This window comes from Pseudomonas brassicacearum, assembly GCF_000585995.1.
Taxonomy (GTDB): Bacteria; Pseudomonadota; Gammaproteobacteria; order Pseudomonadales; family Pseudomonadaceae; genus Aquipseudomonas; species Aquipseudomonas brassicacearum_A.
The window spans coordinates 2,745,859-2,760,568 of record NZ_CP007410.1 but is presented as its reverse complement, the minus strand read 5'-3'; the positions used below and the strand labels follow the sequence as shown (position 1 = coordinate 2,760,568).

The window sequence follows — 14,710 nt, the reverse complement described above, 5'->3', positions numbered from 1 at the left end:
TCCGTCAGTCCGATTGCCCACAGGAGCACAGCATGACCGCAACCGTTCTGGTACTGGTTGAAACCGTCAATGAATACCTGCCGATTCTTGAACGTCAGGGCTATCACCTGGAATTGGCGCCAACGCCTGCCGAACGCAAGACGGCGATTTTTGAACACGGTGAGCGGTTCAGCGCGGTGCTGACACGCGGTCCCCTCGGGTTGACGGCGGAAGAAATCGCCGCCCTGCCCAACCTGCGGATCATCTGCGTGATCGGCGCCGGGTACGAACAGGTGGACCTGCAGGCCGCCAGTAACCGCGGCATCGCAGTGACCAACGGCGCCGGGGTCAACGCCTCGTCGGTGGCCGACCATGCCATGGCGCTGCTGCTGGCGCTGGTGCGCGACATTCCCCGGGCAGACGCGAGTGTACGCCGGGGTGAATGGGCGAAGATCATGCGCCCCTCCCTGGCCGGCAAGCGCTTGGGCGTGCTGGGCCTCGGCGCAGTGGGCATGGCGATTGCCAAACGGGCCGCACTCGGCTTCGACATGAGCGTCAGCTACCACAATCGCCGGGTGCGCAACGACGTGCCCTACACGTTCTGCGCCACGCCGACGGAACTGGCCCGGGCCTCGGACTTCCTGATCATCGCCACACCCGGTGGCTTGGATACCCGGCAGTTGATCAACAAACAGGCCCTTGATGCGCTGGGGCCCAACGGTTTCCTGGTGAACATCGCCCGTGCCAGCGTGGTCGCGACCGCCGACCTGGTCAACGCCTTGGAGCACCGACGAATCGCCGGCGCGGCCCTGGATGTGTTCGATCACGAGCCCGAAGTGCCAGAGGCGCTGAAGAACCTGCCCAACGTCGTCCTCACGCCCCATGTGGCCGGCCTGTCGCCGGAGGCGACCCGTGGCACGGTGGAGCTGGTGGGCCAGAACCTCTCGGCCTTCTTTTCCGGCAAACCGCTGCTCACACCTGTGCCGTTACCCGATGCCCAGGATTAAAGAACCCCTAGCAACGTCCACAACCGCCGGGATTCGGCATCGGCGCTGATCAGTTCGCCCAACAGCTCGCTCAACGGTTTGTTGCCCCACTCCACGCCGCGCCGGATCAGGTAAGGCACCGGGCTGTGGGGTTCGGTGCGGGCCAGGTAACCGGCGATGACCAGCAGCTGTCGATAAGCTTCTTCGCGGCTGGCCGGTTCTTGAAAGACCTGGACAGGTGCAGCCTGCGGCTGAGACGTCGACGTCGTAGCCTCGGGAGACGTTGGCACTGGAATGAAGGCGGGTTGCTGTGGGTGCATCGCGATGAACTCCTCTACCAGTGTCAGCAAGGCCTGTATCACGTCCTGCAAGGATCGGTAGCCCGGGGCCTGGTTGCCCAGGTAAGCGTCGCTCCAGGCGTCGAGCCGTTGCAGATGCTGCAAGCTCAGCATCAGGCTGCCCTGGCGATGCAACCAGAACGACAGCGGCGTGGTGCGAATCAGCTCGCTGAGTTTCTTTTGATCGTTGCGCGCCGCTTCGGCCGAGGCCTTGGCGTTCTTGCTGTCGTTGCCCAGCACTTGCTGGCGCTGCAGACGTTGCCAGTCATCCAGGCAAAATCCCGCGAACGCCTGGTCCCGACCATCGAACAACGGCACTCGCGTCAGCAACACTTCGCTGTAGCGGCGGGCCAGCCACTCCAGCGGGATCACCCGCCACGACTGATCACCTTCGTCGGCCTGGGGGTGCAACTGCTCGGGGTAGCGTTCACACAGGCCCGTCACCAGGGCCAGGCTGCCCGGTAAGCCTTCCAGCCCCGCCAGGTGCAACCACGCCTCCCCCAGCCAGGCGCTGATCATCAAGTCCTTGCTGCGCTCGAGCAACAGCGTGGTGGCGAGTCTTTCCAGCTCCGGCCATTGGCCGCGCTTGATCGAAGACTGCCACACGCCGGTGGGCAGGCTGGTGTCGTCCTCGCGACGCAACTCGCGCAGCAGATCGTATTCCGGTTCGTAGCGCAGGTCCTGGCCGCAGGGCGATTCGACGCTGAGCGGTTCGAGCAGCTGGCTGACCCGGTCGGGCAAGGGGGATATCGACAAGCTCACGGGCCTTCCTCACGAGTGGCGATGGCGGGACTCGTTGAGGTCGCCATAAACGGTGAACGGGGTGCCCGCGTCGGCAGCGGCGGGATCGACAGGGGCAGCTTCGAGCCCTGGCTCATCAACGACAGGCGCACGAACATCAACGTTTGCTGCGCCGTGCGGGCCTGGGCCTGGGCCGTCACCGGCAGTTGCAGGGCCAGCGGGAAATCGGTGTAGTCGATATTGGGCTGGCGTTGCGCCGACACCAACGAACGCATCAGCCGCAACAACGACCAGGGTCCCTGATACTCCCAGCCGGCTTCCAGGTCGCGCACCACCAGGTTCGGTTGCAAGGGATCGTTGGCCGGCCGCTGGTAGCCGTTGCGGGCCCAGCGCAAGGTCAGGCGCACGGGTTGGCCGACCATCCAGCGCAGGTTCTGCTGGGCTGCACCGGGGTAGCTGATCTGCTGGTTACCGGCGTTCAAGCCCCAGGCAATCACTTGGTCGGCGCCACGCTCTTCATCGCGGTCGGTGCGCCAGCGCACGTCCATTTCCACGCCAAGAATGCCGCTCTTGTCTCGCACGAACAGCGGCCCGAGCCAAGTGCCGGCCTGTTTCAAACGGTTGAGGAAATCTTCCGCCGCCAGCCGCTCCGGCGTCTGGCTCAGCGTCAACCCGGCCTGGGCCAGGGGCAAGCGCGTGTCGATCAACTCCAGCAGGCGCTGCACCCGCGCCGGGTCGGCATCGCTGGCCCGCACATCCTGGGAAAACGGAAAGCGCCCGGCCAGGTACTGATTGAAATAGTTGGCCAGGTCATTCCAGGCGGTCGCCGCCTGGTTCTGTTGCAGGTACAGGCAACGTTGCAGGGCGCTCTGCTGTAGCGCGACCGTGCGCTGGGCCAGGTCACCGCGGCCACCGGACAGGCTGGAGGTTTGCAAAATCTGCGCGCAGGACGTGGTGTCCATCTCGATGAAATCCCGGCTCACCAACTGCTCCAGTTGAGCGGCGGAACTGGCCGGGTTCTGATTCTTGTACTTGAGCAATTCATCGTTGAGGGCCATGAACCGCGCCACCTGATCGTGCTCCAAGGCCGACAGGTTGTCCTGCTGGACAATCAGCCATTCCAGGGCCGGCATGCGCTGCTCGGCGATCTGCAGCATGGCGCCAAACTGCTGGTTCAGGTTCAGCTTCAGATCTTGTGGGTCGCTGGCGCCGTACAGCTGCAAGCCGAAGTTTTTCGAACCGTCCCAACGCTGGACATCGGCCCGCTGGCTGAACAGCGGCTGGGCATCGATTTCGTCCAGGCCGCTCTTGATCTGCGCCAATGCCCGGCGATTGAGCAGGCGCTGGAAACGCACCGCCAGATCGCTGCGGTGCACGTCCATGAACGCTTTTTGCAGCGCCACGGCCTGGGATGTCTGCACATTGAAGCCCATGCCGGGTAACGGCTCGTCGCGCTCATCCAAACTCAACCACATGGCCCGCGCCGCAGCGCCTTCAGCGGCCTGCATCAACGCGTCACGGTAATCCGGCGGGATGCGCGGCAGCTCATCGTTGGCATAGCTTTTGTAGCTGGCGAAGTAGTTCAGGGCGCCACTGAAATCATCGCTGCCGTCGCCCTGGCCCATCGAATCGGAATTGCTGTCCAAGGGGTCTTTCTGCATGGCCAACGCCACGAAATCACGTTTGAACAGGGCTTGCACCGCACCGTCCAGCGCCGTGACATGGTCTTGCAACACCAGCAAGCCACTGCCCTGCTGCACCAGCAGATTGTCCCGGGAACCGCTCTGAACGATCCACTGGTCGCGAAAGCTCTGCTGCAGCTTCGCCGCCTGGCTCTCCAGGTCCTGTTCGATGTCCGGCCCCAGCAAGGTGCTGTGGCTGACCTTGTCCATCATCTGGGAGTATCCGGGCACCAGGTCCTGGCCCTTGCCCCGCCCCCAGGCCGAATTGGTCAGGCTGACCAGGGTCTGCAAATCATCGATCAGCGCCATCAGGTCTTCGAGTTCGCTCAAGGAGTTTCCACTGCCCGACTCCAGGCGTTGCAGATGCAACTTGAGATAGCCGGCCTGGCGCACGAAGTTGTCCGCCAGGAAATAATGATCGAGCCAGCGCTGCATCAGGCCGGTGAAGTTATCGGAGATCACCGGGCGCGCGGCGTTCAGGTCCAGTCCTTGCAGATCGGTGTTTTGCGAATCGAACAGCACCCGGTTGTAGAACCGTGCCCGACTCAAGGTGCCGGTGTTGAGGCTCAACGACAAGGCGTTGTTACTCAGTTGCACCAGCTCGTCCAGCGGCGCCTTGGGGTTGTTCACCACCTGGCTGAACAGCTGATTGTGCTGCTCAAGGCGCACGGCGAGCTCCACCAACTGCTTGGCTTTCACGTAGCTCTGCCATTGCGCCGGGTCTTCGCTTTGCACATTGCCGCGGCGCTCGGTGTTGCGGATGGCCTTGAGCTGTTCCAGGTCCGACTCCAGCAAGTCACGCAGGGGCAGTACCCAGTGGTGCCGCGCGGTCAGGCGCAAGCCCTCCTCAAGTTGCGTGTCCACGGAGGAGAACCAGGAAGTGGGGAACACCACCGAGACAAAACGCCAGCGCGGGGCTTTTTCCAGGACGTTCCAGTAGTTCTGCACGTTGTGCCGGGTCGGCTCCAGTTGCGGCTCGTCAGGGTCGACCGCGAGGTGGTTCTTATGGGCACTGAGGATCAGCCGCGAGAGCCCCTCGGCCTCCTCCACCGAATAGTGCCAGACCCACAACATGCCCCCCAACCAGACCAGCCCGACCACCAGCGCCACCGCACCGGCCAACCGATGCCAGCGCTGGCGCAAGCGCAGCAGGCGGGGCACAGGCTGGGCCAGGCCACGTTCGGCCACCAGCCGTCGCGCCCACAATTGGCGGGCGAACACCGTTTGCCGCAGGACGCTGTCGGTGGCGGCGAACCCGTCCACACTGACCGCCGGCGCCTGGCTGGCGGTGAAATACACGCCGCGAAAACGCGGCGCTTCGCCTTGGGCATTACCCTGGAACACCGGCTCCAGGAGGATCTGCAAGGCCCGCCGCAAGCCTTCGAAGCGCTCGGGCAAACCGTATAGATCGGTGCTCAATTGGCCCGCCAGTGCACCGATTTCGATGATCGATTGCGACAGCGCGGCGTTGACCTGATCCAGCGCCTGATCACTCCAATGCGATTGCCACGCCGCATCAGGCAGGTAAGGCGACGACCAGCCCAATGTCGATTCCCGGGCCTCGGCGGGCAGTGCGCTGACCAGTTCCTGGAAGCCTGGCAGCTCCTCCATCCCGGTGATCACCACGTACACGGGCAAGCTGAGACTGAACCGTTGCAGAAGGTCGATAAAACACCGCCGGACCTTGAGGCTCAACTCGGTGGTGTGCTCGATGTCGTCGAGCTTGCCGAACGGGACGGTCCAGATCACCGCGTCCAGCGGCCGTTTGCTGCGCAACCGCAGGATCAGTCCCAATAAGCGCCACCAGTTGCCCCGTTGCCGGTTCATGCCTTCATCGGGCAGGAACAACGCCTGGGGCACCACCAGCACCGCGCCTTCGGCATCCGACCACCAGCGTCCGAACCATGCGGCCTTGTCCGTCGGTTGCAAACGCCATTGGGCACACAGCTGCGCGCCGTCCGTTTCATTGCCGAGCATCAACAACCAGGGCATCTGATAGCGGTCCCGGGTGCCCTGCTCCTGCTCCATGTGGCGCACCGCCCCATAGAAACTGCGGATCGCCGCGCCACCCTGGGTCCGCAGCCACCAGATCACGACCGTAATCAACAGCAGCAGGACGATGGCGAGCAACACCAGGGCGATGATGCTCAAGGGGCTCATGAGTCCTGCTCCTGGACCGCCGACTCGTTCAGTTGCAGCACCGGTTCGAGCGCCGAAACGATGTCCCGCCAGAACACCTGCCCCAACCCGGTCAGCAACACCACCATCGCCAGGATCGCCAACCCCAGGCGCACCCCGTCCGGCAGTGACTGCTGCACTGGCATGCGCACCGGCACTGCCGCCGAAGACATCGCCAGGCGCTCACTGACATCGACATAATCAGGATCGTGCTGCCAGGCAAACGTGAACAGCGCCAGGCGCCATTTTTCATGCTGGATCTGTCCGGGCTCGCCGCGCAGCCGGCCCTGGAAGCCGAGGACCAGGCATTGCAGGTAGACATTGGCCAGGTCCCGAGTGCCGGGCATCTGCTCATCCAGCAGTTTCTTGATGGCGGCAGGCAGCCGCTCGCCGGCCTGGCGACTGGCATACATGCGCGATTCGAGCGGGTGCTGCTGCCAGGCCAGTTGCCCCGGCCACGGGGTGAACAGCAAGGTTTCGTCCACCAGCGCCACGAAGGCGTAGACCAGTGCCTTGACCTGTTCGGTGGCGGCATCGCCGACGGTGGCAAAGGCCACCCGCCACAAGCGCTGGGCGCTGCGCCCGGAAAACTCCACCACCCGATTGACCAGTACCGCAGGGTCGCTGTCCCTGGGCAAGTCCTGCCACTCCTGGGACCACTTCAGCCAGGCCTGACGAAAAGCGCTGCTCAGCGGCGCCTCATGCAGACCCCGAACCGCACCGCCACTTCCGTCAGGCATACGACTCCCCTTTTGCAATCAGGCACTTTCACCGGTTTGCGCCACGAACAACACCACTTGCCACGGGCTGCTGGCCTGGGCCGACGCCGGCGCCACGATGTACAGCGGCAACTGCCCGTCGAACCACTGCCCGCTGGCGCTCACCACAAACAATCGAGTGTCGTCGCCCACACTGTAGGCCACCTGTTCGTTGCGGCTCATGGCCTGATGGGGCAAACCGCTCATGCGCTGCCGACTCAAGAGCGCGACGTGCGGTGCAGACGCGATGATTGCCCCGCGTAACCACTCGGCCGCCGCTTGCTCGCTGGCGCCGTTGGGCATGCGCAGGCCGATCACCAGGCGTTGGTTCGGCTGATCGTCGGGCAACTGGATCGAGAAGACCTGATCATTGCGCTCGAAGGCCAGGCTGCGATAGCCGGCGCGAACCAGTTCCAAGGTGTCTTCCAGCCAGTCGAGCAACGGTTCGTAGCCGCGCTGCAACTCCAGAAAATCCAGGGGCGCGAAAGCCGGCACGCCGGCCAGCGGATCGAGGGCCGACCAGGCACCGGCCAGCCCCAGCAGCAAACCGTAGAGCGCCTGGGGTGTCGCGACCCGGGCGTTCAGCGCGCCTTCTACCTCCGGCAAGCGTGACCACAATGCAGTCAGTTGCCGACGGATCTCCATGGCATCGTCCTGGTTGCCCGCCGCCTGGGCCTGGCGCAACCGACCGGCAAGGAACAGGCATTTTTCCCGCGCCCGAGCGCACAGTCCGGCGACTCGCCGACCGAGCATCGACTCCGGCAGCAACACAGGCGTCGGTGGCGTGTAGGGCACGCGCAAAAAGCCGCCGCCTTCCTTGCGAATGCGCAGCAGCGGCAGGCAGATCGAGTCGGCCTTGCTCAGTTGCGTGCACAGCCTTGGATTGGGTCGCCAGACGGTGATGGATTCGGGGAATTCGCCACTGGTGAGATCCGGCAACGCATCGCCGACCACCGATTGCAGGCGGCCCTTGAGTGGCAGCAATTGTCCGGCGCGCCAGAGCGGACTGATGGCCAGGTACACGGTCACGGTGGCGTCGTCGGTCTTGTTCACCGCCTCGCTGATGTCCAGCTCCAGGACAGGCCCGACACCGGCCTGCAGGTTGACCGGCAAGCCGTCCGGCAAGGTGCCTTGCAGTTGCAGCAGTCGAACCTGGCCGGCGCTGAGGGCCGAGGGATCGACTTCCAGTTGACTGACACCCCAGAACCAGGGATTGCAGGCCCCGGCAAAATGCGCGGCCAGGGCCTCGGCGCGCAGGCCTTGCAATTGAAAATGCTGGGGCAGTAACTGCATGCCCTCATGCCAGCACACCGCGTCAGGTAACAGACTCATACGACTCCCTTCGACATCCCAATGTCGCCGCGCTTGGCGGCCCGCGGTCACTCAAGGCTGGTTGTCACTGCGCTGACCCGTCATTCACGAGGGTCATCTCACGACTGTCGAACTTCAGCCAGGCCTTGCGCTGATCGTCCAGCCGAAGCCGGTGGGCTCCGGGAGTGTTATAGCTGGCGAAGACCAAAAGTCCAGCGGCGCGCCGGCCCTCCAACGGGAAGGGTTGGCGGTCGATAAATTGCCCCGGGACCAGCTCCAGCCCCCACACCGACATGCGTTGACGATAGTCGCGCTGGAACTGTTCGCGCTCGGCGAACCACTGGCTGGCGGTGATACCCGACAGTTGCTTGAGCAGGTCCGGGTCATTCACGGCGATGAAATCCACGGCGATCGGTGTGTCGTCATTGGCCCGCGGCGCGACGTCCAGGGTCAGGCTGTCCAGGTCGACACTGGGGGCGAAGAACGAGCAACCGGTGAGTGCCAGGCTCAAAAAAAATCCGAAAAAAAAGACACGCAAAATGAATTTTCCTTTTCTCAGCGGTCAGAAATTGTTTTTGCTTGCATTTTTATAGACCTGTTCTAGCGTCTTGGATAGTTCGACCAGCACGGTCGAATGCGCCAGGTTCGTCAAGGGAATGACAGGTTTTCTGCCCTCCATTTGCAACCTGTGGATCAGCAAGGGAATGCGATGAGCGGGACTCCCGATGCATTGCTTCCACACCTGCATCGGAGTCGGCCGCCATGGCAGAAAGTACCCAGCACAAGCTCGACAGAGTCCGTCCTCCCCGCGTCCAGATCACCTATGACGTGGAAATCGGCAACGCCATCGAGAAAAAAGAATTGCCACTGGTGGTCGGCATTCTGGCCGACCTTTCGGGCAAGCCCCTGGACCCGCTGCCCAAGCTCAATGAGCGGCGCTTCACGGAAATCGATCGGGATAATTTCAATGAGGTCCTGGCCTCCATCTCCCCCCGCGCCACCCTCCAGGTGAACAACACCCTCAGCGGCGATGACAGCAAGCTCAACATCGAACTCAACTTCCGCCACATCGATGACTTCGACCCGGTCAAGGTCGTGGAGCAGGTCACGCCGCTGCGCCGGTTGTTCGAGGCGCGCCAGCGCCTGCGGGACCTGTTGACCAAACTCGATGGCAACGACGACCTGGACAAGCTGCTACGGGACGTGATCGCCAACACCGAAGGCCTGCAAGAGATCAAGTCGGCCCGGCCCCAGGACGTACCGCCAGAGCTGCCGACCGTGGCCGCCAACGATGACCCGGCCCCGACCGAACCCCAGGCCTGATCGCGCTCATCACTCAAGGGAGATACAGCCATGCCTGCTTCATCCAGCGCTCAAACCAGCGAGAGCACGACCCAGACCCTGTCCCTGCTGGACAAGATCATCGCCGAAGGCCGCATGGCCCACGACGACAGCCAGCAGGACTACGCCCGCGACATGCTGGCCGAATTTGCCACCCAGGTCCTCGACGAAGGCATGGCCATCGACAAGGACACCGTGGCGATGATCAACGACCGCATCAGCCAGATCGACCAGTTGATCAGCGCCCAGCTCAACGAAGTGTTGCACCACCCCGACCTGCAGAAACTCGAAGCCTCCTGGCGCGGCCTGCACCTGCTGGTGCAGAACACCGAGACCAGCACCCGGCTCAAATTGCGCCTGCTCAACGTGACCCAGAAAGAGCTGCAGAACGATCTGGAAAAAGCCGTCGAATTCGACCAGAGCGCACTCTTCAAGAAAATCTACGAAGAAGAATACGGCACCTTCGGCGGGCACCCGTTCAGCCTGCTGGTGGGCGACTACACCTTCGGCCGGCACCCGCAGGACATCGGCCTGCTGGAAAAACTCTCGAACGTCGCCGCCGCCGCACACGCGCCGTTCATTGCCGCCGCCAGCCCTCGATTGTTCGACATGACCAGCTTCACCGAACTGGCGGTACCGAGGGACCTGTCGAAGATTTTCGAGAGCCAGGAACTGATCAAGTGGCGCTCGTTCCGTGAAAGCGAAGACTCGCGTTATGTGTCCCTGGTGCTGCCGCACTTCCTGCTGCGCCTGCCCTACGGCCCGGACACGCTGCCGGTGGAAGGCATCAACTACGTCGAAGACGTCAACGGCACCGACCACAGCAAATACCTGTGGGGCAACGCCGCCTGGGCACTGTCGCAACGCATCACTGAAGCCTTCGCCAAATATGGCTGGTGCGCGGCGATTCGCGGGGCCGAGGGCGGTGGCGCGGTCGAAGGCCTGCCGGCCCATACCTTCCGCACCAGTTCCGGGGATCTGTCGCTCAAATGTCCGACCGAAGTGGCGATCACCGACCGCCGCGAAAAAGAACTCAACGACTTGGGCTTCATCGCCCTGTGCCACAAGAAAAACAGCGACGTGGCGGTGTTCTTCGGCGGCCAGACCACCAACCGGGCCAAGGTCTACAACACCAACGAGGCCAACGCCAACGCGCGGATCTCGGCGATGTTGCCGTATGTCCTCGCAGCCTCGCGTTTCGCCCATTACCTGAAGGTGATCATGCGCGACAAAGTCGGCAGCTTCATGACCCGCGACAACGTGCAGACCTACCTCAACAACTGGATCGCCGACTACGTGCTGATCAACGACAACGCGCCGCAAGAGATCAAGGCGCAATACCCGTTGCGCGAAGCCCGGGTGGACGTGACGGAGGTGGCCGGCAAGCCTGGGGCTTATAAAGCCACCGTGTTCCTGCGGCCGCACTTCCAGCTGGAGGAGTTGACCGCCTCGATCCGCCTGGTGGCGACGCTGCCGCCACCGGTAGCTGCCTGATTGCTCGTGGCTATGTGGCTATGTGGCGAGGGAGCTTGCTCCCGCTGGGGCGCGAAGCGGCCCTGTTTTTTGGGGCTGCTGCGCAGCCCAGCGGGAGCAAGCTCCCTCGCCACAGGGTTCGGCGTTCGTCTTAACGAATCGGTATCGGGCATTGCCCCACTTGTCTTCTTCAGGAGTTCCACACAATGGATGCGATCATTCTCGACCTCGGCGGCGACATCAAGGGCGACAGCCTGCTGGAGGGTTTCACGGACAAGATCGAGGTCATGTCCTACAGCCACAACGTGGCAATGCAAGTCACCAACGACGTCAGCAACTCGGAGCGCACCTCCGGCCGGCCCCACATCGGTGAATTCACCCTGACAAAATTCATCGACAGTTCCACCCCCACGCTCAACGAGTATTGCTGCGCCGGTAAACCCATCCCGCAGGCCGTCATCACCATTGGTCGCAACGCCGCCGAGGGCAGCGGCAAACTCATGCCGTTCATTATCTACACCCTGACCAACGTCGTGCTATCCAACGTCAGCGTCAGCGGCGGCACGGGCGGCAAACCGGTGGAAACCCTGTCGCTGAACTTCACCAAGATCAAATGGGAACTCACGGCCCAGAAAGACGACGGCACCAAGGAAGGCACGGCGGGCACGACCTGGGACCTGGCGGCCAACAAAATGACCAAGTGACGGAGCGCGCCCATGGCCGGCTTCGGGCTTCGCCCGCCTCTGTTCGATCGCCTGGCCAACCCGGCAGACGATTCGGGCCGGACGTTCGATCGCCAGGCGTTGCAGGACTCGGTCCATGCCGAACTGCAACGCCTGTTCAATACCCGACGTGGCCCACGGGCACTGACCGAGCCCCCGAGCATCCTGGACTACGGCATCGCCGATTGGACCGCGTTGCAACAGCAGCGCAGCGATGACCGGCGCCAACTGACCCGGGAAATTCGCCAGGCCATCACCCACTTCGAACCTCGCCTGCGCTTGGGCGAGGTGCAGGTCAGCCCGGTACCGGGCCATCCGCAGCGACTGAGCATACGGCTGTTGGGCGAGTTGCGCGGCGACCTGCACGCATGGCCCGTGGCCTTTGTCATCGAGCACGCCGGCGACGGCCTTGAGGTACGACATGAGCGACTCGATTGACCCGCAACTGCTGGACTATTACCAGCGCGAATTGACCTGGCTGCGGCATGCCGGAAGCCTGTTCGCCGAACGTTACCCCAAGGTCGCCAGGCGCCTGGAGTTGTCCCCCGGTGAATGCCCCGATCCGCACGTCGAGCGCCTTTTGGAAGGTTTCGCGCTGTTGGCCGCGCGCTTGCAACGCAGGCTCGATGACGATTACGCCGAGTTCAGCGACGCCCTGCTCGAACAGCTTTACCCACTGGCCATGCGCCCGCTGCCATCGTGCGCAATCGTGCAGTTCGAACCCGACCCGAGCAAAGGCAACCTCAACGAGGGCTACCCGCTGCCCCGGGATACACCGCTGTTCGTCACCACCGACAAGGGCCAGAGCATTCATTTCCGCACCACGGCCGCCGTGCACCTGTGGCCGATTGAAGTCAGCGAAGCGCTGCTGCTGGGCAGTGACGAGGCCCAGGCGCTGACCGGCGTAGTCCAGGCCCGCTCGGCCTTGCGCCTGAACCTGCGTTGCCTGGGGGAAAGCCAATGGTCGAGCCTGGGCATCGATCAACTGCGGGTGCACTTGGCGGCCTCACCGATGATCAACGCCTGGCTGTACGACTTGCTGGGCGCCCATGCCGTCAAGGTCCTGGCCGGCCCGCCGGGTAGCGTGCCGGAGCCACTGGTGGGTTTGCCACACATCGTCGGTTTCGCCAGTGACGAAACCTTGCTGCCGGACGAAGACGGCGTACATCCCGGCATGCGCCTGCTGGCGGAGTACTTTGCCTTTCCCGACAAATTCGGCTTTTTCGACCTGCCACTGACCGGGGCCACCAGCGACAGCCCATCCTTGTACCTGTACATCGTGTTCGACCGTGCCCCCGCCAGCCGTCTACCACTGCAAGCCAGCGACATCGCCCTGGGCTGCGCGCCGGTGATCAACCTGTTCCCCAGGACCTCCGAGCCGCTGCGTCCGAACGGCACCCGCAGCGAATACCGGCTGGTGGCCGACAGTCATCGGGAAAACAGCGTCGAGATCCACAGCATCCGAGGCATGCGCGCCACGTCCAGCCAAGGCGTGCGCAAGGTGCCGGCCTATTACGGCAGCCAGCACGGCAGCGCCCAGCCGTGCTACTGGCATGCACGGCGGGTCAGCGGCATGAGCCCGAACCGGCTGGGCACCGATTTGATGGTCAGCCTGGTGGATACCCAGCTCGACCCGTTGGCCGAAACCGGGGACTACAGCCTCACAGCCGAACTGCTGTGCACCAACCGACACCTGGCCCAGAGCCTGCCGGCCGGCACCCCGCTGGGGTTCGAGCGTCCGGGGCCGGTGGCCTGGGCCCGCCTGCGCAACCCTCCCAGCCCCCAAAGCCTGCCGCGCCTGGACGGTGAGTCGCGCTGGCGGTTGGTGTCGCAATTGACGCTGAACCATTTATCACTGGTCGAAGGTCCCCAGGCGCTGGACGCGCTGCGCGAGATTCTCGAACTGCACAATTTGCGCGACGAGGCCAGTGCCCGTCGCCAGATCGAAGGGGTATCGGGGCTGGGCTGCGAGCGCGTCATCGCCCACGTCGGCGAAGACGCCTGGCGTGGCTGGCGTAACGGGCTGGAAGTGCGCCTGCAACTGGATCCGCAGCATTTCGTCGGCAGCAGCGCCGTGCTGTTCTCCGGGGTACTGGCGCAGTTCTTTTCCCTTTATGCCACCGCCAATCGCTTCGTGCGCACAGCGCTGGTTCAGTCCGACAAGGAGGTGAAAACATGGCAACCCCAAGCCGGCAAACCCCTGACGCTCTGAACCTGAGTCAACGGCTGCGGCGTGACCCACAACGCTTCGAATGGCTCCAGGCCTTATTGCTGCTGGAACGCGAACATCCCCAGGCCGAACCCTTGGGCAGCGGCACCGCGCCGCACGCCGAAGCCTTGCGCCTGCGCGGGCCGTTGACGCCGCTGTTCGCCGCCAGTGAAGTCGAAAGCCTGAGCCAGGAACCCGGTTCGCAACCGGTCCTGACCACGCCGATCTTTGGCCTCGGCGGCCCCGACGGTCCCCTACCCTACGCTTATCAGGAGTGGCTGCAACAACGGGCGCGGGCGCGGGATCATGCGCCCGCGGAATTTCTCGATCTGTTCCAGCATCGCTTGCTCAGCCTGCTCTATAAGGTGATGCGCAAGCATCGCATCGCCCTGGGCTTCACCGCGCCTGGTGCCTCTGCGGTGCACGCGCAATTGCGAGCCCTGACCGGCCTGTTGCCCAAGGCTTTGCAGGAGCGCCAGGCCGCGCCTGATTCCGCCGTGCTGGCCTGCACCGCACTGTACGCCGATGGCCGGCGCTCCCTGGCCGGGTTTGCGGCGATTGTCCGCGAGCAGTTCGGGCTGCCGGTGGAGCTGACGGCCTACGAAGGGGGTTGGCGGGACATCCCGTCCGCCAGCCGCAGCCGCTTGCAGCCGGGCGGCCGCAACCTGCGCCTGGGCCGCAGCGCCGTGGCCGGCACCCGGGTCTGGGACGAACATGCCGGTGTGCGCCTGACCCTTGGCCCGCTGAGCGCCGCCCAGGCCAATGGCTTACTGCCCAACGGCGAGACCCATCCGTTACTCGCCAGCCTGTATGCCTTGTATTTCGGCCCCGACCTGGACTGCACCCTGGTGCTACTGGTCCGTGGTGCCGGCCCTCTGCAACTGGGCCATCAAGCGCCGCCACGGTTGAACTGGAACGGCGGTCTGCAACGTCAATCCAACCTGACCGTGCAACGGATCGTCACCCGCCTTCGTCAGCCGGAGATCGCCTGA

General features: G+C 63.9%; 12 protein-coding genes. 7 read left to right on the top strand and 5 right to left on the bottom strand.

The features are described from left to right. The first annotated feature begins 32 nt into the window (after positions 1–32). Positions 33–986: a 2-hydroxyacid dehydrogenase gene (locus tag CD58_RS12070; protein WP_025213249.1), complete on the top strand. Its 954-nt coding sequence runs from the start codon at positions 33–35 to the stop codon at positions 984–986. Here CD58_RS12070 and tssA read toward each other — a convergent pair. The 5 genes from tssA to CD58_RS12045 form a co-directional block, all read right to left on the bottom strand. Beyond that, the gene (tssA, locus tag CD58_RS12065; protein ID WP_025213248.1) at positions 983–2,065 is read right to left on the bottom strand and encodes a type VI secretion system protein TssA; all 1,083 of its coding nucleotides are present in this window, start codon (positions 2,063–2,065) and stop codon (positions 983–985) included. The two genes, CD58_RS12070 and tssA, sit on opposite strands and share 4 nt — an antisense overlap. Next, positions 2,062–5,886: a type VI secretion system protein gene (locus tag CD58_RS12060; protein ID WP_025213247.1), complete on the bottom strand. Its 3,825-nt coding sequence runs from the start codon at positions 5,884–5,886 to the stop codon at positions 2,062–2,064. Before CD58_RS12060 ends, tssA begins: the two co-directional genes overlap by 4 nt. Further along, entirely contained in the window at positions 5,883–6,644 is a 762-nt protein-coding gene (locus tag CD58_RS12055) for a DotU family type IV/VI secretion system protein (RefSeq protein WP_025213246.1), read from the bottom strand. Before CD58_RS12055 ends, CD58_RS12060 begins: the two co-directional genes overlap by 4 nt. Before the next feature lie 18 nt (positions 6,645–6,662). Further along, positions 6,663–7,994: a type VI secretion system baseplate subunit TssK gene (tssK, locus tag CD58_RS12050; protein ID WP_025213245.1), complete on the bottom strand. Its 1,332-nt coding sequence runs from the start codon at positions 7,992–7,994 to the stop codon at positions 6,663–6,665. A 64-nt stretch (positions 7,995–8,058) separates the two neighbouring features. Further along, entirely contained in the window at positions 8,059–8,511 is a 453-nt protein-coding gene (locus CD58_RS12045; protein WP_025213244.1) for a hypothetical protein, read from the bottom strand. A 224-nt stretch (positions 8,512–8,735) separates the two neighbouring features. Here CD58_RS12045 and tssB point away from each other — a divergent pair, with 224 nt between their 5' ends. The 6 genes from tssB (at position 8,736) to tssG (ending at position 14,710) form a co-directional block, all read left to right on the top strand. Then, positions 8,736–9,296 carry a type VI secretion system contractile sheath small subunit gene (tssB, locus tag CD58_RS12035; protein WP_025213243.1) on the top strand — a complete coding sequence of 187 codons (561 nt, stop codon included), beginning with the start codon at positions 8,736–8,738 and terminating at the stop codon, positions 9,294–9,296. A gap of 30 nt (positions 9,297–9,326) precedes the next feature. Beyond that, positions 9,327–10,808: a type VI secretion system contractile sheath large subunit gene (tssC, locus tag CD58_RS12030; protein WP_025213242.1), complete on the top strand. Its 1,482-nt coding sequence runs from the start codon at positions 9,327–9,329 to the stop codon at positions 10,806–10,808. A 185-nt stretch (positions 10,809–10,993) separates the two neighbouring features. Next, positions 10,994–11,491, top strand: coding sequence for an Hcp family type VI secretion system effector (locus tag CD58_RS12025; protein WP_025213241.1), 498 nt, complete (start codon positions 10,994–10,996; stop codon positions 11,489–11,491). A gap of 12 nt (positions 11,492–11,503) precedes the next feature. After that, the gene (gene tssE, locus CD58_RS12020; RefSeq protein WP_025213240.1) at positions 11,504–11,947 is read left to right on the top strand and encodes a type VI secretion system baseplate subunit TssE; all 444 of its coding nucleotides are present in this window, start codon (positions 11,504–11,506) and stop codon (positions 11,945–11,947) included. After that, entirely contained in the window at positions 11,931–13,721 is a 1,791-nt protein-coding gene (tssF, locus tag CD58_RS12015) for a type VI secretion system baseplate subunit TssF (protein ID WP_025213239.1), read from the top strand. The genes tssE and tssF overlap by 17 nt, the downstream gene beginning before the upstream one ends. Beyond that, positions 13,685–14,710 carry a type VI secretion system baseplate subunit TssG gene (gene tssG, locus CD58_RS12010; protein ID WP_025213238.1) on the top strand — a complete coding sequence of 342 codons (1,026 nt, stop codon included), beginning with the start codon at positions 13,685–13,687 and terminating at the stop codon, positions 14,708–14,710. Before tssF ends, tssG begins: the two co-directional genes overlap by 37 nt.

Bases quoted from the DNA above. Each gene is read 5' to 3' on its own strand.
- CD58_RS12060 (WP_025213247.1), bottom strand. From the start codon at position 5,886: ATGAGCCCCTTGAGCATCATCGCCCTGGTGTTGCTCGCCATCGTCCTG.
- tssB (WP_025213243.1), top strand. From the start codon at position 8,736: ATGGCAGAAAGTACCCAGCACAAGCTCGACAGAGTCCGTCCTCCCCGC.
- tssE (WP_025213240.1), top strand. From the start codon at position 11,504: ATGGCCGGCTTCGGGCTTCGCCCGCCTCTGTTCGATCGCCTGGCCAAC.
- tssG (WP_025213238.1), top strand. From the start codon at position 13,685: ATGGCAACCCCAAGCCGGCAAACCCCTGACGCTCTGAACCTGAGTCAA.
- CD58_RS12025 (WP_025213241.1), top strand. From the start codon at position 10,994: ATGGATGCGATCATTCTCGACCTCGGCGGCGACATCAAGGGCGACAGC.
- CD58_RS12055 (WP_025213246.1), bottom strand. From the start codon at position 6,644: ATGCCTGACGGAAGTGGCGGTGCGGTTCGGGGTCTGCATGAGGCGCCG.
- tssC (WP_025213242.1), top strand. From the start codon at position 9,327: ATGCCTGCTTCATCCAGCGCTCAAACCAGCGAGAGCACGACCCAGACC.
- CD58_RS12070 (WP_025213249.1), top strand. From the start codon at position 33: ATGACCGCAACCGTTCTGGTACTGGTTGAAACCGTCAATGAATACCTG.
- tssK (WP_025213245.1), bottom strand. From the start codon at position 7,994: ATGAGTCTGTTACCTGACGCGGTGTGCTGGCATGAGGGCATGCAGTTA.
- tssF (WP_025213239.1), top strand. From the start codon at position 11,931: ATGAGCGACTCGATTGACCCGCAACTGCTGGACTATTACCAGCGCGAA.